This window comes from Edwardsiella sp. EA181011, from assembly GCF_000800725.1.
Lineage (GTDB): Bacteria > Pseudomonadota > Gammaproteobacteria > Enterobacterales > Enterobacteriaceae > Edwardsiella > Edwardsiella anguillarum.
In genome coordinates, this window is the sequence record NZ_CP011364.1 from 3,119,181 (window position 1) to 3,142,191 (window position 23,011).

General features: G+C 58.6%; 24 protein-coding genes, 1 tRNA gene and 2 pseudogenes. 15 read left to right on the forward strand and 12 right to left on the reverse strand.

Features of this window, described 5'->3' with window-relative positions:
- Positions 1-18 precede the first annotated feature (18 nt).
- Complete coding sequence (locus QY76_RS19460) at positions 19-609, forward strand: hypothetical protein (RefSeq protein WP_235439413.1); 591 nt, start codon at positions 19-21, stop codon at positions 607-609.
- A gap of 3 nt (positions 610-612) precedes the next feature.
- Here the strand turns inward: QY76_RS19460 and QY76_RS18170 are convergent.
- Positions 613-1,412, reverse strand: a pseudogene (locus tag QY76_RS18170) (MBL fold metallo-hydrolase).
- A 100-nt stretch (positions 1,413-1,512) separates the two neighbouring features.
- On the opposite strand from QY76_RS18170, the gene QY76_RS18845 reads away from it, so the two are divergent.
- Positions 1,513-1,641 carry a hypothetical protein gene (locus tag QY76_RS18845; protein WP_370634755.1) on the forward strand — a complete coding sequence of 43 codons (129 nt, stop codon included), beginning with the start codon at positions 1,513-1,515 and terminating at the stop codon, positions 1,639-1,641.
- 610 nt (positions 1,642-2,251) lie between these two features.
- On the opposite strand, the gene QY76_RS13830 is transcribed toward QY76_RS18845, so the two are convergent.
- Together QY76_RS13830 and QY76_RS18850 are read right to left on the reverse strand one after the other, a co-directional pair.
- Positions 2,252-2,339 (reverse strand) — tRNA-Ser (locus QY76_RS13830).
- A complete protein-coding gene (locus QY76_RS18850; RefSeq protein ID WP_071881925.1) occupies positions 2,303-2,617 on the reverse strand; it encodes a hypothetical protein in 315 nt (104 codons plus the stop codon). Before QY76_RS18850 ends, QY76_RS13830 begins: the two co-directional genes overlap by 37 nt.
- Before the next feature lie 38 nt (positions 2,618-2,655).
- Between QY76_RS18850 and yccA the strand changes: the two genes are divergently transcribed.
- Both yccA and tusE read left to right on the forward strand, forming a co-directional pair.
- Entirely contained in the window at positions 2,656-3,318 is a 663-nt protein-coding gene (yccA, locus tag QY76_RS13835; protein WP_034164367.1) for an FtsH protease modulator YccA, read from the forward strand.
- A gap of 115 nt (positions 3,319-3,433) precedes the next feature.
- The gene (tusE, locus tag QY76_RS13840) at positions 3,434-3,763 is read left to right on the forward strand and encodes a sulfurtransferase TusE (RefSeq protein WP_034164368.1); all 330 of its coding nucleotides are present in this window, start codon (positions 3,434-3,436) and stop codon (positions 3,761-3,763) included.
- Positions 3,764-3,789: 26 nt separating this feature from the next.
- Here the strand turns inward: tusE and yccX are convergent, their stop codons facing one another.
- On the reverse strand, positions 3,790-4,068 hold the full coding sequence (gene yccX, locus QY76_RS13845) for an acylphosphatase (protein ID WP_034164369.1): 279 nt from the start codon (positions 4,066-4,068) through the stop codon (positions 3,790-3,792).
- A gap of 279 nt (positions 4,069-4,347) precedes the next feature.
- Between yccX and rlmI the strand changes: the two genes are divergently transcribed.
- Positions 4,348-5,532: a 23S rRNA (cytosine(1962)-C(5))-methyltransferase RlmI gene (gene rlmI / locus QY76_RS13850; RefSeq protein ID WP_181937467.1), complete on the forward strand. Its 1,185-nt coding sequence runs from the start codon at positions 4,348-4,350 to the stop codon at positions 5,530-5,532.
- A gap of 179 nt (positions 5,533-5,711) precedes the next feature.
- Complete coding sequence (gene hspQ, locus QY76_RS13855; RefSeq protein ID WP_012848137.1) at positions 5,712-6,032, forward strand: heat shock protein HspQ; 321 nt, start codon at positions 5,712-5,714, stop codon at positions 6,030-6,032.
- Positions 6,033-6,069: 37 nt separating this feature from the next.
- Here the strand turns inward: hspQ and QY76_RS13860 are convergent, their stop codons facing one another.
- Positions 6,070-6,489 (reverse strand): CoA-binding protein, encoded by a 420-nt coding sequence (locus tag QY76_RS13860; RefSeq protein ID WP_034164371.1) that lies wholly within the window; start codon positions 6,487-6,489, stop codon positions 6,070-6,072.
- A gap of 191 nt (positions 6,490-6,680) precedes the next feature.
- On the opposite strand from QY76_RS13860, the gene QY76_RS13865 reads away from it, so the two are divergent.
- Together QY76_RS13865 and QY76_RS13870 are read left to right on the forward strand one after the other, a co-directional pair.
- Entirely contained in the window at positions 6,681-7,166 is a 486-nt protein-coding gene (locus QY76_RS13865) for a DUF2057 family protein (RefSeq protein WP_034164372.1), read from the forward strand.
- Between the two features lie 248 nt (positions 7,167-7,414).
- Entirely contained in the window at positions 7,415-7,873 is a 459-nt protein-coding gene (locus tag QY76_RS13870; protein ID WP_034164373.1) for a methylglyoxal synthase, read from the forward strand.
- 43 nt (positions 7,874-7,916) lie between these two features.
- Here QY76_RS13870 and helD read toward each other — a convergent pair whose 3' ends face one another.
- A complete protein-coding gene (helD, locus tag QY76_RS13875; RefSeq protein WP_034164433.1) occupies positions 7,917-9,971 on the reverse strand; it encodes a DNA helicase IV in 2,055 nt (684 codons plus the stop codon).
- A gap of 224 nt (positions 9,972-10,195) precedes the next feature.
- Here helD and QY76_RS13880 point away from each other — a divergent pair, with 224 nt between their 5' ends.
- Complete coding sequence (locus QY76_RS13880) at positions 10,196-10,642, forward strand: YccF domain-containing protein (RefSeq protein ID WP_012848131.1); 447 nt, start codon at positions 10,196-10,198, stop codon at positions 10,640-10,642.
- A gap of 12 nt (positions 10,643-10,654) precedes the next feature.
- Positions 10,655-12,796, forward strand: a complete 2,142-nt coding sequence (gene yccS, locus QY76_RS13885) for a YccS family putative transporter (protein WP_045424885.1) — start codon at positions 10,655-10,657, stop codon at positions 12,794-12,796.
- A gap of 26 nt (positions 12,797-12,822) precedes the next feature.
- Here yccS and QY76_RS13890 read toward each other — a convergent pair whose 3' ends face one another.
- Positions 12,823-13,446: a TfoX/Sxy family protein gene (locus QY76_RS13890; RefSeq protein ID WP_045424883.1), complete on the reverse strand. Its 624-nt coding sequence runs from the start codon at positions 13,444-13,446 to the stop codon at positions 12,823-12,825.
- 215 nt (positions 13,447-13,661) lie between these two features.
- Between QY76_RS13890 and sulA the strand changes: the two genes are divergently transcribed.
- From sulA to QY76_RS18855, 3 genes are all read left to right on the forward strand, one after another.
- On the forward strand, positions 13,662-14,174 hold the full coding sequence (sulA, locus tag QY76_RS13895) for an SOS-induced cell division inhibitor SulA (protein WP_255640314.1): 513 nt from the start codon (positions 13,662-13,664) through the stop codon (positions 14,172-14,174).
- A gap of 361 nt (positions 14,175-14,535) precedes the next feature.
- The gene (gene ompA, locus QY76_RS13900; protein ID WP_034164376.1) at positions 14,536-15,591 is read left to right on the forward strand and encodes a porin OmpA; all 1,056 of its coding nucleotides are present in this window, start codon (positions 14,536-14,538) and stop codon (positions 15,589-15,591) included.
- A gap of 64 nt (positions 15,592-15,655) precedes the next feature.
- Positions 15,656-15,868: a hypothetical protein gene (locus QY76_RS18855; RefSeq protein ID WP_144242829.1), complete on the forward strand. Its 213-nt coding sequence runs from the start codon at positions 15,656-15,658 to the stop codon at positions 15,866-15,868.
- A 99-nt stretch (positions 15,869-15,967) separates the two neighbouring features.
- Here QY76_RS18855 and matP read toward each other — a convergent pair whose 3' ends face one another.
- Positions 15,968-16,426 carry a macrodomain Ter protein MatP gene (gene matP / locus QY76_RS13905; protein ID WP_034164377.1) on the reverse strand — a complete coding sequence of 153 codons (459 nt, stop codon included), beginning with the start codon at positions 16,424-16,426 and terminating at the stop codon, positions 15,968-15,970.
- Positions 16,427-16,630: 204 nt separating this feature from the next.
- On the opposite strand from matP, the gene QY76_RS13910 reads away from it, so the two are divergent.
- Together QY76_RS13910 and fabA are read left to right on the forward strand one after the other, a co-directional pair.
- Positions 16,631-18,379 (forward strand): Lon protease family protein, encoded by a 1,749-nt coding sequence (locus tag QY76_RS13910; RefSeq protein ID WP_193744598.1) that lies wholly within the window; start codon positions 16,631-16,633, stop codon positions 18,377-18,379.
- Positions 18,380-18,447: 68 nt separating this feature from the next.
- A complete protein-coding gene (fabA, locus tag QY76_RS13915) occupies positions 18,448-18,966 on the forward strand; it encodes a bifunctional 3-hydroxydecanoyl-ACP dehydratase/trans-2-decenoyl-ACP isomerase (protein WP_034164378.1) in 519 nt (172 codons plus the stop codon).
- Positions 18,967-19,091: 125 nt separating this feature from the next.
- Here fabA and rmf read toward each other — a convergent pair whose 3' ends face one another.
- The 4 genes and pseudogenes from rmf to pqiA form a co-directional block, all read right to left on the reverse strand.
- Positions 19,092-19,265 (reverse strand): ribosome modulation factor, encoded by a 174-nt coding sequence (gene rmf, locus QY76_RS18185; RefSeq protein WP_015461265.1) that lies wholly within the window; start codon positions 19,263-19,265, stop codon positions 19,092-19,094.
- Positions 19,266-19,520: 255 nt separating this feature from the next.
- Positions 19,521-20,086 (reverse strand): annotated as a pseudogene (gene pqiC, locus QY76_RS13920) (membrane integrity-associated transporter subunit PqiC).
- Positions 20,083-21,726 carry an intermembrane transport protein PqiB gene (pqiB, locus tag QY76_RS13925; protein WP_081854061.1) on the reverse strand — a complete coding sequence of 548 codons (1,644 nt, stop codon included), beginning with the start codon at positions 21,724-21,726 and terminating at the stop codon, positions 20,083-20,085. The pseudogene pqiC and the gene pqiB overlap by 4 nt, the downstream one beginning before the upstream one ends.
- A 6-nt stretch (positions 21,727-21,732) precedes the next feature.
- On the reverse strand, positions 21,733-22,986 hold the full coding sequence (gene pqiA, locus QY76_RS13930) for a membrane integrity-associated transporter subunit PqiA (RefSeq protein WP_034164380.1): 1,254 nt from the start codon (positions 22,984-22,986) through the stop codon (positions 21,733-21,735).
- Positions 22,987-23,011: the final 25 nt, after the last annotated feature.

The window sequence follows — 23,011 nt, forward strand, 5'->3', positions numbered from 1 at the left end:
TTATCATACTCGCCGGATGTGGATTCTATAAATGACCTCACATTGCTACCTATTTTTCTTTTTACCTTCAATTTTACGCCATGCATCCAGCGCTTCATTAAAAGCGCGAAAATTCCTGACGCACGAAAGCTAATCGCCGGGAAAATAATTATTTTTGCTTTCACCATTATTTTTGTCATTGCAGTAAGTCGATTGTTAACACCAAAAGATATTTATATTATTAATTCCAGAAATATTGATACTCTTTCTTATACGGCGAGTCTTACCGGTAAACATGTAGTGTGGTTTGGTGCAGCACTACTTCTTTCTCTATTGACTACTGGCGCCTATACAGGAACGCTGACTGGAGTTATCGACGGGATTGCTTCTTTCAGGTCATTTAACAAGAAAGTTATTTTGAGTTGCAATACTCTTATTTGCACTGTGATTGGAACTACAAATCCAAGCATAGTAAAAATAATTGCTAATGGTTCGATTCCGATCATTATTACTACGGTGTTCTTTATTCCATCTGTATATTTTATAATAAATGGAAATTTACTGATGAGAACCATAGGATTCCTGGTACTACTTAGTGGCACTACTGTGATAGCAACGCTGTTTATTTAGCCCCTATCCCAGTACATAAACATCTCCGGTTGCCGGAGTGACTAGTTCCGGCAACCACATCCCCCCCATTTACCAGTACAATGACAGCCCATTATTTTATCTGGCTTTTGGCGGTGTAGAAACTGCCTCACCTCCCAGAGGTTACGGGGTGACGCACAGCGCAGGTGAAAACCACCGAAAAGAGCGTGAATATGATTTATTCCGGTTATACTCTGGCAGTGACGCACAATATCAATGAGTCCGCGATGTCCACAACCGATAAAAATTACCAGTCCGCGATCAGATTTATAGATCAGAACCCCTTCATCTTTTACATAATCTACTCTCACATTTCGCCCTCCGGTGACACCATATGCCTGCGGTTTGGCCACAGGGATCTCCCCTGACCACATAAAGCGTTTTCCGATATGTAGTGGAATACTGCTATATTCCATACGGAGACGTGAATAATCAATGTCCAGCGACAATTTTTTTACTCTGGCGCTACAACCTGGAAATCTTATGGCCGCGTAGCGCTCACTGGACACTTGGGGATGGCATATGATCCGGCATTTATCAGGCAACCATGGAACACCGCCACAATGGTCATAATGACCATGTGAAATAACAGTATCAGTTAGGCTGCTCAAATCGATCCCCATCAAGGCTGCGTTATGTAGGAAACTATCATCAGGTCCTGTATCAAACAAAATTGAATCACTTCCATCCTGGATAAACAAACTGAGCCCAGCTTTAGCACGAAGAAAATTTATAGAACCGGAGCGAAGCCGGTTTTCCAGCAGGACGCTGATGGTTATAGACATGTTCGCTTTTTCCCTAGAGTGATTAGTTACCGCCGGGCAGCAACACCTCTGTGATATATAGTTGGATAATACCCCATTCCCGAAGTAAAACACTATTTATATGCTGGCAGCCGTAGAGCATCTACGTGCTCAGGGTGAAATACTGAATTATGAAGATATCGCACGATTTTCCCCGCTTTGTTATGAACATATCAATATGTCAGACAAGCTGGCAGAGCAGGTGATCTGAGGCTATTATAAGGAGACATCAAAGAAGAAAGATATTTCTTAATGAGAAACTTCGCTCCATTGGACCTAAGATCCCTTTTAGCTATTGACACTCAACCGGTCGTTTATATGATAGCCCCACTGTCACTGGTCGCGGAAAAATCTAGCGTTCCGGTATAGACCCTCCCGGATACGTAAATCACACATGCCTTACAGCGGGGGATGGATCATGAAAAATGACGGATTAGCAGCTCGGCGCGCGGCCGCCATTGCAGAAGATTGCGGTTTCACTAAAGAGCGGCTGCGTGATGAGTTCAGAATGAAATCCGCCCCCAGAAAAAGAATCGCTAAGGTAGTATAAATACCCCTACGGCGGCCGGTACGGTATATACCACATAGCAGGTTGCGTGCCCACGTGGGAGCAACGTCCGCCAACGACCTGCCGCTGTGCATCTTGCCGTTATCTCTAAACTTAACCGCGCCAGTGACCAGCAGGCACGAAAAGCCCATACCTAGCTGAGCCAGGAGCCGCTGTTTCTAGATAGTATCTCATACAAGCTGAAGACTGATAGCATATTGAGAAGTACAAAAACTAAAAAGGCCCAAGCTAATGATAGCTCGGGCCTGAATTTTGGCGGAGGAGTAGAGATTCGAACTCTAGGAGCTGTTACACTCGACGGTTTTCAAGACCGCTGCCTTAAACCACTCAGCCACTCCTCCGCGATGGGGAAGACTATATCCAGCGCCACCCCGCTTGTAAAGGCCACCCCGGTGCAAGTGCTGCCAAAATCGGCAATGCGCGCGCCGTTTGATCCCTTTTTGCGCAGCGCGGGATAAAAAGCGCGCATCACACCGCCGCGACGGCGGCAGAGGTGCGTAAAGATGGGTAAACCGTCTTTCTGCTTTTTATTCCAATAATTATATTTTAGTCTGGGTTGAGGGATACCATTCGCATTGGGCAGGAAAACAATGTCTTGCCGCCGTCGCGCTGGCGTCATCTCATCCGATACCTATAACACAACGAGAGAATCTTCGTATGGATCGTATTGTCGTTTCCTCTACCTCTGCGCGCAGTTCACTGCTGAGTACGCACAAAGTCCTGCGCAATACCTATTTTCTGCTGGCGCTGACCCTGGCTTTCTCCGCCTTAACCGCCACCGTCAGTACGGTCCTGATGCTGCCGGCGCCGGGCCTGCTGCTGATGCTGGTCGGCTTTTATGGCCTGATGTTTCTGACCTACCGCCTGGCCGATCGCCCGGCCGGTCTGCTGGCCGTATTCGCCCTGACCGGCTTTATGGGCTATACCCTTGGCCCGATCCTCAGCAGCTTTATCGCCAGCGGCGCAGGCGATCTGATCATGCTGGCGCTGGGCGGCACCGCACTGGTCTTCTTCTGCTGCTCCGCCTATGTGCTGACCACCCGTAAGGACATGTCTTTCCTCTCCGGTATGATGATGGCCGGTTTTGTGGTGCTGCTGCTGGCCGTGGTCGCGAATCTGTTCCTGCAGCTGCCGGCGCTCTCTTTAGCCATCAGCGCGCTGTTTATCCTGTTCTCTACCGGCGCTATCCTGTGGGAGACCAGCAATATCATTCACGGCGGAGAAACCAACTACATCCGCGCCACCGTTGGGCTGTATGTCTCGCTGTATAACCTGTTCATCAGCCTGCTCAGCCTGCTGGGATTCGCCCGCAGCAACTGAGTCGCACCCCGCTCTGCGCCCCGCCACCGCGGGGCGTTTTTTTGGGCGCCGTTTGGCGCCCGCCGGGCCTTGGGGTACACTGAGCGGCGTTGTTTGCCTGTTAGGATAAGTTACCATGTTAGAGTTTGACGGCCGTTGCATTGAAACCGACGCCCAGGGATATCTGCTCAATAGTCAGGAGTGGAGCGAAGCGCTGGCCGAGATCCTGGCGCTGCAGGAGGGGATCACCCTGAGCGAGGCGCACTGGGAGGTCGTACGCTTCGTGCGTGAGTTTTACCAAACCTTCAATACCTCACCGGCGATCCGCATGCTGGTGAAGGCCATGACGCAAAAATACGGCGAGGAGAAGGGAAACAGCCGCTATCTGTACCGCCTATTCCCCAAGGGACCGGCGAAGCAGGCCACCAAAATAGCCGGGCTGCCCAGACCGGTAAAATGCATTTAATCCTCCCGGCGCCGCCGTCGGCGGCCTCAATAGCGGATCTCAAAACGCTGAAAATGCTGCAGGGGACGCGGCTCCGTATCGACCCGAACGACCCGGGCATAGCGGGGGCCGCCGGCTGACAGCCAGCGCAGCAGCTGCGCCACCGCCGACGCCTCACCCTCGACCAGTACCTCAACCCGACCATCGTCCAGGTTGAGGGCATAGCCGGTCAGCCCCAGCCCCATCGCCTGACGCTGGGTGCCATAGCGGAATCCCACGCCCTGCACCCGCCCACTGACATAGGCTGCCACACACTCTCTTCCCATTGCGCGCTCTCCCTGGCCACACCGTTTCTCTCTATCATAGCGCATTCGCGCGCCGCCGCGTCACGTAGGAGCGGGGCCACGTTAGCCCGGCGCGGGGTCACCCACGGTGCATCGGGGCCGAAAACCTCGCCGCTCGCGCCTGGCCCTGGGCTAAAATGACCGCCGACAATGCTCTCGACCCGTTACGGGACACGCCCTAGTGCCTCCGCCCACATTCGGCTATGATAGCCGCCCGCCGCTTCCATAACTGTATATTGAAGGTGAATCTTGGCCCGTTTAATCCTCGCCAAAGGACGCGAAAAGTCCTTACTCCGCCGCCACCCCTGGATTTTTTCCGGCGCCGTGGCGCGCATCGAAGGCAATGCCGTCAGCGGTGAAACGCTGGACGTCTGCGACCATCTGGGCAAGTGGCTGGCCCGCGCCGCCTACTCTCCCCAGTCCCAGATCCGGGCCCGCGTCTGGAGCTTTGACCGGGATGAGAACATCGATCGGGCCTTTTTCGAACGCCGTCTACAGCAGGCTCAGCGCTGGCGTGACTGGCTGGTCGAGCGCGATGATCTGACCGGCTATCGCCTGATTGCCGGAGAGTCCGATGGCATGCCGGGGATCACTATCGATCGCTTTCAGGATACGCTGGTGCTGCAGCTGCTCTCCGCCGGCGCCGAATACCAGCGCGCTACGCTGTTAGACGCCCTGCACGCCCTCTACCCACAGTGCGCGATCTACGATCGCTCCGATGTGGCCGTACGCAAGAAAGAGGGGCTGCCCCTCGCGCAAGGTCCGGTATCAGGCGCCCTGCCGCCCGATCTGCTGCCGATCCGTGAGCACGGTATGCAGATCCTGGTCGACATCAAGGGGGGCCACAAGACCGGCTTCTATCTTGATCAGCGCGACAGCCGCCTGGCAGCCCGCCGCTTTGCCCGCGATGCGCATGTGCTGAACTGCTTCTCCTATACCGGCGCCTTCGCCGTCGCGACCCTGATGGGCGGCTGCGCCCACGTCACCAGCGTAGATACCTCACAGACGGCGCTGGATATCGCCCGCCAAAACGTCGCGCTTAACGGGCTGGATCTGGCGCGCGCCGACTTCCTGCGCGACGATGTGTTCCAGCTGCTGCGCCGCTACCGTGACGAAGGGAAAACCTTCGATCTGATCGTCATGGATCCGCCCAAGTTTGTTGAAAACAAAAATCAGCTCGCCGGCGCCTGCCGCGGCTATAAAGATATCAACATGCTGGCCCTGCAGCTGCTGCGCCCCGGCGGCATCTTGCTGACCTTCTCCTGTTCGGGGCTGATGCCGACCGACCTGTTCCAGAAAATTTTGGCCGACGCCGCCGTCGACGCCGGACGTGATATACAATTTATAGAACAGTACCGTCAGGCCGCCGATCACCCGGTCATTGCCACCTACCCAGAGGGACTGTACCTGAAAGGATTTGCCTGCCGGGTCATGGGCGATCGCTAGGCGATCCTGGCGCCGGTGAGACAATAGACGAGGGCGTGTCCCGTAACTGGCCGTGAGCACCGACGCCGCACACCGTTACGGGGTATGCCCTAGCGTAGACTTGAAACAGGCATTTCCACCCGCATATTACACGGAGTCTTCCCCGAAAAAGTAGACGCAGCGGTTGCAAAGGAGGTCATATGATTACCAGCAAATTTGGCATTGGGCAGCAGGTTCGTCACAAACTGTTGGGATCGCTGGGCGTAGTGATAGATATTGACCCCGAATATGCCCTGGATGACGCCCCGGATGACGATGATCTGGGCGCCAACGAGGTTCTGCGCCACGCCCCCTGGTATCACGTGGTGATGGAGGATGAGCAGGGCCAGCCGGTACATACCTACCTGGCGGAGGCCCAGCTTGATGGCGAGAGCAGCGACTCGCATCCAGAGCAGCCGTCGATGGACGATCTGGCGGAGTCCATTCGGGCTCAGCTGCTGGCGCCCCGCCTGCGCAACTGAGCCGGCCGCCCCCGCCTCGGCGGGGGCCGTTTTTTCCTTACGCCCCGCGCGTTATCCCCAGCCTCGGAATCTCGATCTTCGGACAGCGGTCCATCACCACCTGCATCCCCGCCGCCTGGGCCAGCGCCTGCGCCTGCGGGCTTATCACCCCCAGCTGCAGCCACAGCACGCCGGCGCCCACGGCGATCGCCTCCCGGGCAACCGCGACGGCGGCCTCGGCGTTGCGAAAGACATCGACCATATCGATGGGATGCGGAATATCCGCCAGCGCGGCATACACCCGCTGTCCCAGCAGCGTCTGTCCGGCCAGCTTTGGGCTGACCGGCGTTACCCGATATCCCTGCTCCAGCAGGTACGCCATCACCCGATAGCTGGCCCGCTCTGGCCGCTCGCTGGCGCCGACCAAGGCGATATGATGCACCCGGCGCAAAATCAGCTTAATCGTTTCATCTTCCATTGCGGACTCTCCGGAAAAAAGTGATATTCTCAGCTTAGATCGCCCGTGGGCGGCAGGAAAGGTTTTTTGACGAAGCGCGCTGAAGCCCCTTATAATGTAAAAATATGTTAACGGGAAATGTTTTGATACACCTCATCGGCCATTGGATCCGTTGGCATCATGCCCTTCGCCTGAGTAAATTTGAGGACCCCATGCGATCACGTGTTTTACTGGCTCTAAGCTGCGGCGGGCTGCTCTTTTGTCACGCCCTGTCAGCCACCACGCTGAAATTTGGCAGCGATGTCGAGCTGTTGGCCATCGACGGACAGCCATTGCCCGCGGCGCTGTTCAAAAGCGCCAACAGCCTGGAGCTGGACGCCGGTATCCACCAGATGCTGTTTCGGGTCGCCAAGCCGCTGACGGCAAACGGAGAGCCCCATTACTCGGCTCCGCTGATCGCCGTCTTTGATACCCGGGAGGCCACCTCGGTGACCATCAAGCTGCCGCGCATCGGAGACGATCGGGATATCCGTCAGCTGGAGCAGACGCTGAACTTCGAGCTGCTCAACCACCGCGGGATCCCGCTGGAATACCGCGCGGACGTCCTCAGCTCGCCGCCCGCCGGCGACTATCGCCAGCAGCTGCAGCGCTATAACCACAGCGCCGCCGCCGCCGCCCTGCCTGCGCTTACGCGTTGAGCCGCCGGGCGCCGCCCGTTCACTTTCGCTTTATTGTCCCTTTCTTGCGCCGCGTCGCGGCGCTCCGGACGATATCCTGATAGGGTATCGCGCGTGTTTCATCGCGGCTTACGCCCCGCCTCGACACAGCGCTGCCAACGCGCCAAACGCCGTGCGCGCAGCGCATGGGGCATTGCGCCGCCGGGGTTAATGCCCCGCGCCGCGGGACACCGCCCATAAGACTACTTTTTCTGATAAAGGCCAACAGCATGGAAATGACCACCCGAACTCTCCCCAGCCGTAAACGCATCGCCCTGGTAGCACACGACCACCGCAAACAGGCGCTGCTGGAGTGGGTCAACAGCAACAAGCCGCAGCTCAGCGAACACGAGCTCTATGCGACCGGGACCACCGGCAGCCTGATCCACAGCGCCACTGGGATCCCAGTACACTGCATGCTGAGCGGCCCCATGGGCGGGGATCAGCAGGTCGGCGCGCTGATCGCCGAAGGCAAAATCGACATGCTGGTGTTCTTTTGGGATCCGCTCAACGCCGTACCGCACGATCCGGACGTGAAGGCGCTGCTGCGCCTGGCGACCGTCTGGAATATTCCGGTCGCCAACAACCGCGCCACGGCGGATTTCCTGATAAGTTCGCCGATGTTTGCCGGCGAAATGCCCATCGCCATTCCCGACTATCAGCGCTATCTTAACGAACGCCTGATCTGATGCGGTTCGCAGGGCGGGCCGTCAGACGCCCGCCCTGCGGAGATTACGCCTTACGGCGCGCGACGGCGCCCAGACGCTGCAGCGCGGCCACGAAGCGTGAGGGCCGCAGCGGATCCTGCAGCAGCCACACCCGGTGACGGGCGCGGGTCAGCGCCACATACAGCAGCCGCCGCTCTTCGGCATCGGGGAACGCCTCCGCCGCGGGCAGCAGCACCTCCTCGATCACACTGGGAGCCTCCGGCGCGGGAAAGCCATCCCGCCCCTCATGCAGCCCCAGCACGATCACATAGTCCGCCTGGCACCCCTTGCTGCCGTGCAGAGTCATAAAGTGGAGATCCAGCCCCGGCCAGCGCGTCGCGGCGCGATCCAGCAGCGCCGGCCGCAGGTGATGATAGCGCGCCAGGATCAGAATGGACTCATCGGCCCGCACATAGCCGCTCAGCTTATCGAGCAGCGCCTCCAGCTGGCTCTGCGGCAGCAGGGTGACCGACTGCCGATCGCCATCGCGCAGGGCGTTGAGCGTCTTCTTCGCCTGGTGTGGATTCTGCTGTACGAAACCATTGGCGATCTCGCCGATGCGGCGATTAAACCGGTAAGAGGTGTCCAGCCGACAGCACTCCCCCGCGCCAAAATAGTGGTGAAAGGCAGTTGTCAGCGTCAGCTGCGCGCCGCTGAAACGGTAGATAGCCTGCCAGTCATCCCCGACGGCGAACAGCGCGCTGTGGCTGTTCTGGCTGCGCAGCGCAGCCAAAAGTCGCGCCCGCTGCGGCGAGATATCCTGAAACTCGTCCACCAGAATATGTCGCCACGGGCTGATGAAACGCCCCTTCTCCAGCTGCGCCTGCGCCTGCTGAAGCAGCGCCGGAAAATCCAGCGCCCCCTCCTGCTTCAGCGCCGCCTTCCACGCCTTGAGCAGCGGCGCCAACAGGCGCAGACGCTGTTGAAACGGCGCACGCAGGGCCTCCGGCGCCTGTTCGACCATCGCCGCCTGACTGCCGCCGTGCTCGCGCAGCAGCCCGATCCAGTACGCCAGGCGAGGTACCAGACGCGCCTGCAGCGCGGTATCCTGCCAAAAGTCTTCCCGCTCCGGAAGATCGTCGAACAGCAGCGCCAGCCACTGGCGCCACCCTTTGGCCTGGCTTTTCTTCTCCGCGCACTGACGCTGCCACTCGGCGAGCAGAAAAGCGTCGCGCACCTCGTGATCGCTCGCCAGGCGTGAAATGGCCACCGGCCGGCGGGCCGTCTGATTAACGATATACAGCGCCAGCCCGTGAAAAGTTCTGGCCTGGACCTCCGCGCAGCCCGGCGTCTGCCGCAGCCGCTGCGTCATCTCTTGCGCCGCCCGGCGGCCGAAGGCCAGCGGCAATATCTGGCCGGCGTCAACCTGCCCGCCCTGCAGCAGCCAGGCACAGCGCGCCAGCAGGACGCTGGTCTTACCGCTGCCGGCGCCGGCCAGCACCAGCACATTCTGTTCGCCATTGACCACCGCCAGCGCCTGGCTGTCATTGAGCGGCGACGGCATGGCCTCGGCAAAAAAATCCGCCCGTTCGCTCAGCACCCGCTGGCTCCACCGGCGGTTATGCCGCTGACGGCGCTGCTCGCCCTCATCGCGCCACGCCAGACAGTCGTGGTACAGCGAGGCACAGGCCGGAAACGCCTCTAGCCGCTGCTCCGGCAGCGGCAGCGCCTGAAGCGTACGGTCGATATCCTGCGCCAGGGACGCCAGATCGGCGCGCGTCAGCCAGCCGTCGCGCTGCGTCAGCGCCTGCAGCGTCTGGCACTGGGCCTGCAGCACCTCGGCGCTGATCTGCGCCATCTCCTCGCTCCACCCGCACCAGCGTTGCATCAGCTGCTGATGAAATCGCTGTGTCTCCTGCCAATCCGTGCCATGCAGGCGGACAACCCGCTGATCCGGCAGCTCAAACTCCAACTCACCCCATACCAATCCCCGCTTGCAGCGCAGCGCCATCAGTTGGTTAAATGGGATCAGATACTGGTGCCGCTCTCCGCTGACCTCGATACCGGCGTTCAGCACGCGTACCCGATTATACGGATGCTGCGCCAGACGCTGTCCCAGCTTGGTGGCCCTGAGTTCCATGCCGTTTTCTACCTGCGTTGATTCCATCATATTGACCAGTTTACCCATGAATCGACGGCGCCTCTAGGCGCACTCCTACAATTGTACTCACCGTCGCGCCCGACCGGTGTCTCCCCTGCCCGCGGGGCAACGCGGCCAAAACGCAATGCGCCACGTTCCGGCCGCCGGAAAAACAGGGTAAACTGCATATAATTATATGCCAGTGTCATAATGAGTTAACCCTAATGAGAACCGTACTGAATATTCTGAATTTTGTGCTGGGCGGCTTTATTACCACCCTGGGCTGGCTGCTGGCTACCGTCGTCAGCGCCCTGCTCATCGTCACTCTGCCGCTGACCCGCTCCTGCTGGGAGATCACCAAGCTCTCCTTCATTCCCTATGGCAATGAGGCCGTGCACGTCGACGATCTCTACCCGGAGCGCAAAAACGGCCTGCTGAGCGCCGGGGGGACGCTACTGAACGTGATTTGGCTGGTTCTGTTTGGCTGGTGGCTGTGCCTGAGCCATATCGCGGCGGGTATTTTGCAGTGCGTGACCCTTATCGGCATTCCGGTCGGGATTGCCAACTTTAAGATCGCCGCCATCGCCCTGTGGCCGGTCGGGCGCCGCGTCGTTCCGATCGAGGTCGCGCAGGAGATGCGCCAGGCTAACGCGCGCCGCCGCTTTCAATAAGCCCGCTGCGCCATGTCCGTTTTTATCACGTTTGCGCCCAGCCTGCGCCGCTATGCCTATAACAGCGCTCTGCTGTATAACCTGCGTATATTTATTGCCCTGGCGGGTGCCGCCGGGGTTCCCTGGCTGCTGCACCAACCGCGGCTGACCATTCCCCTGACGCTGGGGGTCGTGGCCGCCGCGCTGACGGATCTCGACGATCGACTGGTGGGCCGCCTGCGTAACCTGCTGATCACCCTGGTCTGCTTTTTTATCGCCTCCGCCTCCATCGAGCTGCTGTTTCCCTATCCCTGGCTGTTTGCCGGTGGCCTGATGCTATCGACGGTGGGCTTTATTTTACTGGGCGCGTTGGGGCAGCGCTATGCGACCATCGCCTTCGGCGCGCTGCTGATCGCCATCTATACCATGCTGGGAACGTCCATGTACCAGCTCTGGTATCAACAGCCGCTGCTACTGCTGCTGGGCGCCGTCTGGTATAACCTGTTGACGCTGATCGTCCACCTGCTCTTTCCCATTCGCCCGGTACAGGAGGGACTCGCGCGCAGCTACAGCCAGCTGGCCGTCTATCTGGATGCCAAGTCCAACCTGTTTGACCCGGATCAGGAGGAAGATCTGAACCAGCCGCTGATCGACGTGGCGATGGCCAACAGCAATCTGGTCACCACCCTCAATCAGACCAAGCTGACGCTGCTGACGCGCCTGCGCGGCGATCGCGGACAGCGCAGCACCCGCAGGATGATGCACTACTACTTTGTGGCGCAGGATATCCATGAGCGCGCCAGCTCCTCGCACTTTCAGTACCGGCAGCTGAGCGACATGTTCCGCTACAGCGATGTGCTATTCCGCTTTCAGCGCCTGTTGATGCTGCAGGCCCGCGCCTGCGCGCAGCTCTCCCAAAGCCTGATCCTGATGCAGCACTACCAGCACGATCCCCGCTTCGAGCGAGCCTTCTGCCATCTGGAATCCACGCTGGAGCGCATCGCCACCCGCCATGGTCGCCAGCATACGTTGGTCAATTCACTGTTCAATCTGCTGATTAACCTGCGCGCCATCGATGCCCAACTGGCCAATATCGAATCGGAGCAAACCCTGGAGGAGACCCGCGAAGAGGAGAGCACCCTCGCAGAGGATCGCATTACCGGCTGGCATGACATGCTGCAGCGTATCCGCCGCCAGCTGACGCCCCAGTCCGCGCTGTTCCGCCACGCGGTGCGCATGGCGCTGGTGCTGGTGGTCGGCTATGCCTTCATTCAGTTCACCGGCATGCAGCACGGCTACTGGATCATGCTCACCAGCCTCTTTGTCTGCCAGCCAAACTACCATGCCACCAAACGCCGCCTGTGGCTGCGGATCGTCGGCACGCTGGCCGGCATTCTGATCGGCCTGCCGGTGCTCTATTTTGTGCCGTCTCTGGAAGGACAGCTGCTGCTGATCGTGATCAGCGGCGTGCTGTTTTTCGCCTTTCGCAACGTGCAGTACGCCCACGCCACCATGTTTATCACGCTCTTGGTACTGCTGTGCTTCAACCTGCTGGGCGAAGGGTTCGAGGTCGCGGGGCCGCGCGTGTTCGATACCCTGCTGGGCTGCGCCATCGCCTGGGCGGCCGTGACATTCATCTGGCCTGACTGGCACTTCCGTCAGATCCCGGCGGTGATCGCCCGCACCCTGAACGCAGACTGCCGCTATCTGGATGCCATTTTAGTACAGTACCACCAGGGTAAATCTAATGCGCTGGCGTACCGTATCGCCCGCCGCGATGCGCACAACTGCGACGCAGAGCTGGCCTCCGTCGTCTCCAACATGTCGCTGGAGCCGCGCCATTCGGTGCAGTCCCAAGAGGCGGCCTTTCGCCTGCTCTGCCTCAATCACACCCTGTTAAGCTACATCTCCGCGCTGGGTGCCCACCGCCAGCGTCTGGACGACCCGATCATCCTGGCGCTGCTCAATGACGCCGTCTGCTATATGGACGATGCGCTTAACTATCAGGATGACGAGATCGTTCGCCGCACCCATCAGGCTATCGGGCAGCTGCAGCAGCGCCTGCTGACGGTCAATCTCCCCAGCGACAGCGCCGGACAGCTGGTGCTGCAGCAGATCAGCCTGATGCTGGAGCTGCTGCCCGAGCTGACCCGCCTAAAGGCCTCGTTGGCATAGCCGCTGAGCGCGCGCCGCGGCGGTGACTACTTTTTGTAGCGCCAGCGGTGCGCGTTCCCCAGCAGCCACTGACGCAGCGCCTCGCTCACCGGACGCGGCAGCACAGCGCTATGGCATCCCTGCACCGCCGCCGCCAGATCGAACAGCACCCGGTCGTCCACCTGGTGATTCGCCTCCTTCAGCTGGCTGAAAGCCTGAGTTGCCCCGACGCGTTCCAAATCGGCCAGCGATCGGATGCCGATCCGATACAGGCGCCGCTCCATATTGATCGAGATATTCGGACGCGTATGCAGGCGCCGCATCGCCGCCAGACGGATATCGTTGTCGCTGCGCGCCTGCTGCAGCGAGCGCCGCAGCAGGGTGGCCAGGCGCTGGGGCTGTTGCCATATGGCCGCCTCGACCCGGTAATAGCCCAGCCGCACCGGGAAACCGCGCTTTGTATAGATAAACGGCTGCATTCCGCAGTCTTCACAGTGACGCCCCTGCGCATCGCGGGCCCGTAGGTAGAGCTCCCCCTCCGCGATCAGGGCAAACATCACCCCGTCACACCATACGCCCTGGCCGCCGAACTGAGAGCGCAGCAAGACCCGCCCCAGCGCCGCAAACAGGGACTCCGCCACCCGGCGTTTTTCACCCTGCAGTCCATTCATGTATATCTCCTTAATAATCATTGTAATCAATGACCTGTCATCAGATCGCTGCAGATAACCATTAGCAACATAACCAATTCAACCGGAACACCCAATACACAACAGAGCGACGCAATGCCTTACATCCGATAAATGCGAAGCGTATTCAAAAAAACAGGTTGATCTTCGGACAGCGTAGAATTACTGTATAAGCATACAGTATACGGAACGAGAACATGACTATGCGTACATCCCCGTTGCATCCTGCTACAGACAGCGTCGTATTCAGCCGCCCCGCCTGCCAGAGCGCGCCCACGGTGCCGCAAAGCGGTTTTGTCAGCGAGCTGGGATATGGCGCCCAGCAGCCGCTGCTGTCGCTGCTGCTGCCTCCGTTACTGCGCCAGCTGGGGGAGCAGTCCCGCTGGCAGCTGTGGATCACCGCCCAGCAGAAACCCAGCAAGCGCTGGCTGTCTGCCTGCGGCGTTCCGGTTCATAAAGTGATGCAGCTGAGACGCGCGGAGGCGGGAGACGCGATCTATGCGATGGAACAGGCGCTACGCAGCGGAAACTACAGCGTCGTACTCGGATGGCTGCCGCCGCTGACGGCCGCCGAGCGGCTGCGGCTCAACTGTGCGGCGCAGGCCGGTCACAGTATCGGACTGCTGATGCAGCCTCAAGAGGGTAAAATGGCCACGGCGGTGCAGCCTCAGGCTCACGCCACGCATCACGGGTCTGCGCGTTACCATTAAATCACTTTAGGATAAATCCAACGCGGATACGTTCATAATATGAAAATAAGTTATTCATAATGGGGAAATCCCCACCGGTTAAGAGGTTAGGGTGACTGAAAACCATTTCAGTTACGCACAAAAAAACGCCACCTGTTTACCAAAACACAAACCACACTCTTTTTTTTTGGTGAGCATAATCACATCGTACTTGTAAGTTTCTAATCTCGTTGTAGACTTGTTATCGCAGCGGCTGTTCGAGATATCTATAATTGTTACCTGGCTAACAGCGTAATAAACCGAGCGACAGCCGTATAAAAGGTATTAAACCAAGAGCTATAGTTATAGCTCATTGCCTATTTGGATGATAACGAGGCGCAAAATGAAAAAAACAGCGATCGCATTAGCAGTGGCACTGGCAGGTTTCGCTACCGTAGCTCAGGCAGCTCCGAAAGACGACACCTGGTACGTCGGTGGTAAACTGGGCTGGTCCCACTTTATCAGCAACAGCTTTGAAGACATGGGCACAACCAAATCCCATCCGAATCAGCTGGGCGCGGGTGCTTTCTTCGGCTACCAAGCCAACCCGTACCTGGGCTTCGAAATGGGCTACGACTGGCTGGGCCGCATGGGCTACACCGGTGACGTGAATGCCAAATTCAAGTCACAGGGCGTACAGCTGGCTGCCAAACTGAGCTACCCGCTGATGGACGATCTGGACGTATACACCCGCCTGGGCGGCATGGTATGGCGTTCTGATATCCACGGCGCAGCAGACGGCGGCGACTATACTTCAAGCCACGACACCGGCGTTTCTCCGCTGGCCGCTATCGGCGTTGAATACGCACTGAACAAAGACTGGGCTACCCGTCTGGATTATCAGTACGTTAACAAGGTTGGCACCCGCAGCGAAACCGGCGCACGTCCGGACAACACCATGCTGAGCCTGGGCGTTGTATACCGCTTCGGTCAGGATGAAGTCGCTGCTCCGGCGCCGATCCCGGCTCCGGCTCCGGCTCCGGTCGTTGAAACCAAGCGTTTCACCCTGAAGTCTGACGTTCTGTTCAACTTCAACAAGTTCACCCTGAAAGCCGAAGGCCGTCAGGCGCTGGATCAGCTGTACAGCCAGCTGAGCAGCATGGATCCGAAAGACGGCTCCGTGGTCGTTCTGGGCTACACCGACCGCATCGGTTCCGAGCAGTACAACCTGAAGCTGTCTAAGCAGCGTGCTCAGACCGTGGTTGACTACCTGGTATCTAAAGGCATCCCGGCAGACAAGATCTCTGCCCGTGGTATGGGTAAAGCTGATCCGGTTACCGGTTCTACCTGTGATAACGTGAAACCGCGTGCGGCACTGATCAACTGCCTGGCACCGGATCGTCGCGTTGTTATCGAAGTGAAAGGCATCAAAGAAGAAGTTTCTCAGCCGCAGGCTTAAGTTCTTCCCTTTCATGCAAAACCCCGCTCTGCGGGGTTTTTTTATGCCTGCCGATAGGGAAAATATGGCATGGATAGAAATAGCAAAGGGGCCTCCCCCGAATAGCGCCGCGGCGCTTTTTTTATTTTCTCATTCCGCCCGCGCAGCGCTGAACGACAACGCGGTGTCTCTGACCCGCGTCGATTACACAGAACAAATAAATTCAGCGGACAGGAGGATTAGCGAAGCTAAGATTATTCTTTTTAGTTTGAATGGATATGCTATTTCTACTTTTTAGGAATATATGAAGAAAAAATAAAGCACTGATATCAGAAAAACATTACGTTATTTAATGTTCAGGGTAGGCGCAGCCTGGTCCATTCGGTATAACTGGATATTAATCCCGTTCACTGTGTAAAAAGGCCTGCAGATCCTGCTTTAGCGAACTCATCTGGCTGGCATACAGCTCTTTGCGCTCCGCATCCTCGATAAGCTGAACGATGGTGTCAGACAGCGTGACGCCGCGCCGCTGCGCCAGCGCCGCCAAACGCTGCCAGACCAAAAACTCCAGATCGATGGACTTTTTACGGGTATGCTGATTTTCGGCGTTAAAATGGCGCTTACGTCGGGCGCGGATAGTCTGCTTCATGCGATTGCCCAGCGCCGGATCCATATGCTCGCGGATCCAGGGCAGCACCTTTACCGGCTCATGCTCCAGGCGCAGCAGCTGCTCCACCGCCTGCTGCGCCTGACTGAGCTCCTGATAGCGGGTGATCGGCTCCCCCTCCCGGTGTTTTTTCACCAGGTATTTCCACTTCCAGCCACACTCCAGATTTTCAAGCTGTTGATATTTCATATCTGTCTGCCAGTGACACGGTAACTTATCTCTAAGAATAACAATTTTTAGCACTTTTGCCGTCTAAAAATCCACGTAAAGGGCAAAAAAACGGCACTTAACGACGCAGGCCACAATCCATCCGTTCATCGGACCGAGTTTCCTGTGCAGTCAGGCGGATTCTTGTATAATTGTTTTTTTCCGACTAACGATGATTTGACAACGTTGAGCAACTACCGACTTGAGTGGCAATCGCTACTGCCCGATACAACTCCTTATACCTCTGTGTTCAGCAGTGCTGCCGCGCTGTCGGCGATCACCTTTGCCGAATATCAGCCGCGTCTGGAGAACAGCCTGGCGCACTTTTGCCATGCCCATGCCCCCAGCCCGTTTATGCTGGTCAAGGCAGAGACCGACTTTGAACACCTGACGATCCTGCGGCGCGCCGTAGAGACCCTGCTCCCCGTGGGCGGCCTCTACGGCAGCCGCTATCACATCACGTCTGAGCAGATCGACGTTACCCCCGCAGAGAGGCCAGAGGACAACCTGGCGGCGACGCAGCGGGTGGCGTGCGCCGAATGGTTTGAGGGTGAGCAGCTGCTGGGCACCGTGCGCCTGGGCAAGAGCGGACTCCTGCTGCAGCCGGGCCTGGTACATCAGGCCAACGGCGGAGTGCTGATCCTGTCCCTGCGCACCCTGCTGACGCAGCCGCTGCTGTGGATGCGTCTGAAGCAGTTCGTCACCACCGGCCGTTTCCAGTGGTTTGCGCCGGATGAAAGCCGTCCGCTGCCACAGCCGATCCCCGACATGCCGCTACAGCTGAAGGTCCTGCTGGTCAGCGACCGGGAAGGGCTGGCCGACTTTCAGGAGATGGAGCCAGAGCTGTATGAAAGTGCCCTGTACGGCGAGTTTGAGGTCGACATGCCGCTGGTGGACAGCGACGATATGCAGCGCTGGTGCGCGCTGGTATCGACGCTGGCGGCCAACCAGCAGCTGCCGGCCATCACGCCGGATGCCTGGCCGTCGCTGATCCGCAGCGCCGTGCGCTACAGCGGCGATCAGAATCTGCTCCCGCTCAATCCGGTGATGCTGGGACGCATGCTGCGCGAAGCCGCGCTGTATGCCGATCCGCATATCAACGCCGATGCGCTGCGGCAGGCGCAGGAGACCCGCCTCTGGCGTGAGAGTTATCTGTCGGAGCGCATGCACGACGAAATCGAAGTCGGCCAGCTGCTGATCGATACCGAAGGGGCCGCGATCGGCCAAATCAACGGCCTGTCCGTGCTGGAATACCCGGGACATCCCCTGCTCTTCGGCGAGCCCTCGCGCATCAGCTGCGTGGTCTATCAGGGCGACGGCGAGTTTACCGACGTCGAGCGCAAGGCCGAGCTAGGCGGCAATCTGCATGCCAAGGGGATGATGATCATGCAGGCCTTCCTGATCTCCGAGCTGGAGCTGGATCAGCAGCTGCCCTTCTCCGCATCGCTGGTGTTCGAGCAGTCCTATGGCGAAGTCGACGGTGACAGCGCCTCGCTGGCCGAGCTCTGTGCCCTGATCAGCGCCCTGGCCATGGTGCCGATCAACCAGCAGATCGCGGTTACCGGCTCCGTCGATCAGTTCGGTCACGTCCAGCCCATCGGCGGCGTCAACGAGAAGATCGAAGGCTTCTTTGAGGCCTGCCAGCGTCGGGGACTGACAGGTAAACAAGGGGTTATCATCCCCACCACCAACGTACGCCACCTGTGCCTGCGCGATGACGTCGTTGAGGCCGTCAAGGCCGGGACATTCCATCTCTGGGCGGTAGAAAATGCCGAGGATGCGCTGCCGCTGCTGACCGGCGTCGCCTACCTCAGTGAAAATGGCCCCAGCCTGCTGGGGACGATCCAGGCGCGTATCGCCGCTGCCAGCCCGCTGCTGGATCGGCGCATGCTGCCCTGGCCGATACGCTGGCTAAACTGGTTTAACCGTGGCTGATCGGACTTGTTCAGCGTACACCTGTTAGCTAAGATGGTCATCTCATTGAATAAAGGCTGACGAGAATTATGGTAGATAAACGCGAGTCCTATACCAAAGTGGATCTGGAAGCATCCGGTCGTGGAGAACTGTTTGGCGCCGGCGGGCCGCCGCTGCCGTCAGGCAACATGCTGATGATGGATCGCGTCATCAAAATGACCGAGGACGGCGGTAATCACAACAAAGGCTATGTCGAAGCCGAGCTGGATATCAATCCGGACCTGTGGTTTTTCGCCTGCCACTTCGTTGGCGATCCGGTCATGCCGGGCTGCCTCGGCCTGGATGCCATGTGGCAGCTGGTCGGTTTCTATCTCGGCTGGCTGGGCGGCGAAGGCAAAGGCCGCGCGCTGGGCGTCGGCGAGGTCAAATTCACCGGACAGGTACTGCCAACGGCCAAGAAAGTGACCTATCGCATTCACTTTAAACGCGTTATCAACCGCAAGCTAATCATGGGTATGGCCGACGGCGAAGTCCTGGTCGACGGCAAGCTTATCTACACCGCCAGCGATCTGAAGGTCGGTCTGTTCAAAGACACCAGCGCCTTCTAAACCCGCGCATCATGGCCGGGTAGACAAAACGCAGCTCCGCTGCGTTTTTTTATGCCAGAGCCGCGGGGCCTCATGTAAAAACCCCCGCACGGGGGGTTTTTACGCTCGAATGGTGTGGGGGAGTACTACGCTACCGCAACCAGAGACCTGTCCTCCATGGCCTGCCGCCAGCCTCCCAGCCAGTAAGAACGAGCGTCCAGAGAATGATAAGGACAAAGCTCCTTGGAACGACCTGCAATACCCGCTTGATAGCCGCGGGCCTGCGCCCTTTCCAGACGATCGCGTTTCTGTCTCTTCATGCCTTTTTTCCCTCATAATTACGCTGGTGGAAAGAAAACAGTGGTCAGCGTACGCTGCCACCCTTAACCAATAGCTACTTTTACCCGTCGGGTCAATGGTGAAAATTCGCCCACCCGTCACAGTTCTGCGCTAAAGTTGCGGTTATTTTTTCTGTTTCGGGTCGAGTTGGTAGCGTAATTCACTGAGGGATATCAAAAAAAACGCCCCTCGCCGACAATGGCCAGGGGCGCTGCATTTACACGCGGTAACGCATTTTAGTTGGCGCGGGCGATCTGACCGGCCATGCTGGCGATCTCCTGCTGCCACCCCTGCGCCAAGGTACGCACCAGCGCATCATAGCCATTCCCCTGCTGCGGAAGCACGATGTGGAACGCTTTTTGCGTCAGTGTCCCCTGGCGGCTCAGCAGCCACTCTCCGGCCACCACCACCTTACCGTCATAGCGTCCATAGAACGCGTTGACGTTAACGGTCAGGGTATCCTGTCCTATCTCCAGCGGCTGGGCTGACACCAGCCACCCTGGCATCCCGGCGCTGAGGCCGGCCACCAGCGACTGGGTCAGCTGCTGGGCCAGCGGACTGGCCCACAGGTTATTGCTGGCCGTCACGAACTGCACATCGTTCTGCTGATAGACCACCCCCATCCCCCGAGCAGATCGGTGACGTTCACCGGCTGCACCCACAGCTGGCGCTCCTGCGGCGCCGTCTGGGCGACGGTGGTTTTCGCCGCCGGCGTCGTCGGCAGCTGATAGTAAGACTTCTGATCGCTTGCGCTACAGGCGCTCAGCGCCAGTACCGCTAACAGTATCATCCCTCTCTTCATGGCTTGGCTCCCTTGGGATGCGGATCTTTACCCGCCGGTGCCTCAAACACCAGCGCGTTGCTCTTCTGATTCAGGGTGCGCAACACCGGCTGCAGCTCGCGCAGCACCTGGTCCAGATGCTGCAGATCGCTCACCATCTGGTTATAGGCTGGCGAGCCCGGCTGGATCCCCTTAATGGTCCGATTCAGCTCGATCAGCGACCGCTGCAGATCGCTCGGCAGCGACTGCATCGCCTTGCTGGACAGGATATTATTCAGCTGTTGCAGCGTCTCCTGCGTCTTCAGCATCGTCCCCTGGCTGGTCTTCAGCGCTCCGGTCGCCGCCGAGATCATCGGCTCCAGCGGCAGCGCATTCAGTTTATCCAGCACCGCGGTGACCTTCTGCTGCAGCTGTGCCAGCCCGCCGCTCACCGTCGGCATAATCGGAATCCCGCTGATGACGTCGGGGCCTTTCCACGGCTTGGCATTGGGGTAGAAGTCCAGATCGATATACAGCGCGCCGGTGATCAGGTTGCTCGACTTCAGCGCCGCGCGCAGACCGCTATGGCGGATCCCCAGCAAATGCTGACGCAGGTTAAAGTTGTCGCCCATGTTCTCTTCGAGGCGCTCGGGCTCAATGTGCACCAGCACAGGAATGCGGTAGTTGGCATCCAGACGCTGATCCAGCCCTTTCACATAGTAAGGCACCTGCGCCACGGTTCCCAGCCGGATACCGCGGAACTCAACCGGCGCCCCGGCCTGCAGGCCACGAATCGAATCGGCAAAGAACATCAGCACGTCAAAGTGCTCGGTATAGAGCGAGTCCTGAATGCTATTCTGGTTATCGTACAGAATATAGTCGCTCAGATTGGCTACCTCCTTGCCCGGACTCAGCCCCTGCGGCACGTCGAAGCTGACGCCGCCGCTCAGCAGCGTCGCCAGCGATCCCATCTGCACCCGCATCCCCTGCGCCGACACATCGAAGGAGATACCGCTGTCCACCCAGAAGCGGACGTTTTCAGTGACCAGGGTGTCATACGGCGCCGCGATAAACAGCTGATAGGTGATCTTACGGGCCTTGGTATCGAACCCGCTGGTCTCCACCGAGCCCACCCGCAAACCGCGGAACAGCACCGGATCGCCAGGATTCAGCTGACCGGCCTTATCGCTGACCAGCATAATGCGGATGCCTTTGGCATCCGGCGGCGCCAGCGGCGGCTGATCCAGCAGATTAAACTCATGCTGTTCGCTATCGTTCGATCCCGGCTGCAGCCCGATATAGGCGCCGGACAGCAGCGTCCCCAGGCCCGAGATCCCTTCGCGGCCAACCTGCGGCTTCACCACCCAGAATACGCTGTCCTTGCGCAGCAGCTTCTCCATGCCGGTTTGCAGACGCGCCTTGACGATCACCTGATTCAGGTTATCGCTCAGCGTCACACTCTCCACCGTACCGACGTCCACGCTACGGCTCTTGATCGCCGTTTTTCCGGCGATGATGCCCTCGGCGTTTTGGGTGATCAGCGTGACCTCCGGCCCCTGATGGCTGAAGTGGTAAAAAATAATCCAGGCGCCGATCAGCGCAGTCAGGATAGGAATAATCCAGACCGGTGACCAGCGCTTGATACGCTCGATTTTAGCCGTTGTTTGTTCATCCACCTTCAATTATCCCTACTCCCCTGTTGGTACTCTGCTCTCGCGATCCCACAGCAACCGGGGATCAAACACCATGGCGGAAATCATGGTAATAATGACCACGGCGGCAAACAGAATGGCGCCGATATCCGGATAAATGCTCATCAGACGCCCCATGCTTACCAGCGACGAGAGCACCGCGATCACAAATACGTCGATCATCGACCAGCGGCCGACAAACTCGACGATCTCATAAATAACGTGCATCCGCTCGCTGTCCCGCCCGGTGCCGTGGCGCGATGCCCAGCACAGCCAGGCGATGGACAAGATCTTCAGCGATGGCACCATGATGCTGGCGATGAAGATCACCATCGCCACCGGGTATGAGCCCTCACCCCACAGCAGGATCACCCCGGCCATAATGGTGGAGGTCAGCTTGCTGCCCAGCGCCTGAGTGACCATGATCGGCAGCAGGTTGGCCGGAATATACAGCAGCAGCGCCGTCACCAGCAGCGCCAGCGTCCACTGCAGGCTATTACGCCGCCGGGCATAGCCGGTCGTCAGACAGCGCGGACACTGATGTTGATCCGCCGGCAGGATCGCCGTACAGCAGGCACAGGATCGCAGCCCCTGCCGCAGCCCGGTGTCACCGCAGCGCTGCGGCAGGTCACAGGGCGGCGGCGCGGCGATGTCATCCCACAGCAGCCGACGATCCACCATCTGGAATGCGCGGACCTGAAGCAGGCAAAACAGGCAGTAGGCCCAAAAGCTGCTGCCGACCCCCACGTCGCCATACGCCATCAGCTTGACAAAGCTGACCAGCACGCCGGCGAGAAAGATCTCCACCATACACCAGGCGCGGCACTGCAGCAGGATCCGCGCCAGCCCCACCCTGAGCATCGCCGGCAGCGGCACCCGTAGACACAGTAGGATGATCACCACCATACAAAACGCGGGGATCACCTGCACAAAAATCATAAACAGCGTGGCGATACTGACGTAGTTTTCAGACATCAGCATACCGGGGATCTCGATCAGCGTAATGGCATTGCTGATCCCGGCCACCGACATCGTGACGAATGAGAACAGATTAGCCACCACTAAAAGAAACAGCGCGCTGATCGCATACAGCGTCGGCTGCAGATGCGGATGACGCCAACGCATGGCCAGCGTCGTACCACAGCGCGGACATACGCTCTTGGTGCCCCAGGTCAACCGGGGCAGCGCAACCAGCATGTCGCACTGTGGGCACAGCATATGGGTATTTTCCGTATCCTGTTGACTGCACATTAGATTATCCGGTTATAAAAAAGCC

Excerpts from the sequence above, each read along its gene's own strand:
- QY76_RS18845 (WP_370634755.1), top strand. The coding sequence starts at position 1,513 with ATGCTGGCAGCCGTAGAGCATCTACGTGCTCAGGGTGAAATACTGAAT.
- QY76_RS18850 (WP_071881925.1), bottom strand. The coding sequence starts at position 2,617 with ATGACGCCAGCGCGACGGCGGCAAGACATTGTTTTCCTGCCCAATGCG.
- yccA (WP_034164367.1), top strand. The coding sequence starts at position 2,656 with ATGGATCGTATTGTCGTTTCCTCTACCTCTGCGCGCAGTTCACTGCTG.
- tusE (WP_034164368.1), top strand. The coding sequence starts at position 3,434 with ATGTTAGAGTTTGACGGCCGTTGCATTGAAACCGACGCCCAGGGATAT.
- yccX (WP_034164369.1), bottom strand. The coding sequence starts at position 4,068 with ATGGGAAGAGAGTGTGTGGCAGCCTATGTCAGTGGGCGGGTGCAGGGC.
- hspQ (WP_012848137.1), top strand. The coding sequence starts at position 5,712 with ATGATTACCAGCAAATTTGGCATTGGGCAGCAGGTTCGTCACAAACTG.
- QY76_RS13860 (WP_034164371.1), bottom strand. The coding sequence starts at position 6,489 with ATGGAAGATGAAACGATTAAGCTGATTTTGCGCCGGGTGCATCATATC.
- QY76_RS13865 (WP_034164372.1), top strand. The coding sequence starts at position 6,681 with ATGCGATCACGTGTTTTACTGGCTCTAAGCTGCGGCGGGCTGCTCTTT.
- QY76_RS13870 (WP_034164373.1), top strand. The coding sequence starts at position 7,415 with ATGGAAATGACCACCCGAACTCTCCCCAGCCGTAAACGCATCGCCCTG.
- helD (WP_034164433.1), bottom strand. The coding sequence starts at position 9,971 with ATGGAACTCAGGGCCACCAAGCTGGGACAGCGTCTGGCGCAGCATCCG.
- QY76_RS13880 (WP_012848131.1), top strand. The coding sequence starts at position 10,196 with ATGAGAACCGTACTGAATATTCTGAATTTTGTGCTGGGCGGCTTTATT.
- yccS (WP_045424885.1), top strand. The coding sequence starts at position 10,655 with ATGTCCGTTTTTATCACGTTTGCGCCCAGCCTGCGCCGCTATGCCTAT.
- QY76_RS13890 (WP_045424883.1), bottom strand. The coding sequence starts at position 13,446 with ATGAATGGACTGCAGGGTGAAAAACGCCGGGTGGCGGAGTCCCTGTTT.
- sulA (WP_255640314.1), top strand. The coding sequence starts at position 13,662 with ATGACTATGCGTACATCCCCGTTGCATCCTGCTACAGACAGCGTCGTA.
- ompA (WP_034164376.1), top strand. The coding sequence starts at position 14,536 with ATGAAAAAAACAGCGATCGCATTAGCAGTGGCACTGGCAGGTTTCGCT.
- QY76_RS18855 (WP_144242829.1), top strand. The coding sequence starts at position 15,656 with ATGGCATGGATAGAAATAGCAAAGGGGCCTCCCCCGAATAGCGCCGCG.
- matP (WP_034164377.1), bottom strand. The coding sequence starts at position 16,426 with ATGAAATATCAACAGCTTGAAAATCTGGAGTGTGGCTGGAAGTGGAAA.
- fabA (WP_034164378.1), top strand. The coding sequence starts at position 18,448 with ATGGTAGATAAACGCGAGTCCTATACCAAAGTGGATCTGGAAGCATCC.
- rmf (WP_015461265.1), bottom strand. The coding sequence starts at position 19,265 with ATGAAGAGACAGAAACGCGATCGTCTGGAAAGGGCGCAGGCCCGCGGC.
- pqiA (WP_034164380.1), bottom strand. The coding sequence starts at position 22,986 with ATGTGCAGTCAACAGGATACGGAAAATACCCATATGCTGTGCCCACAG.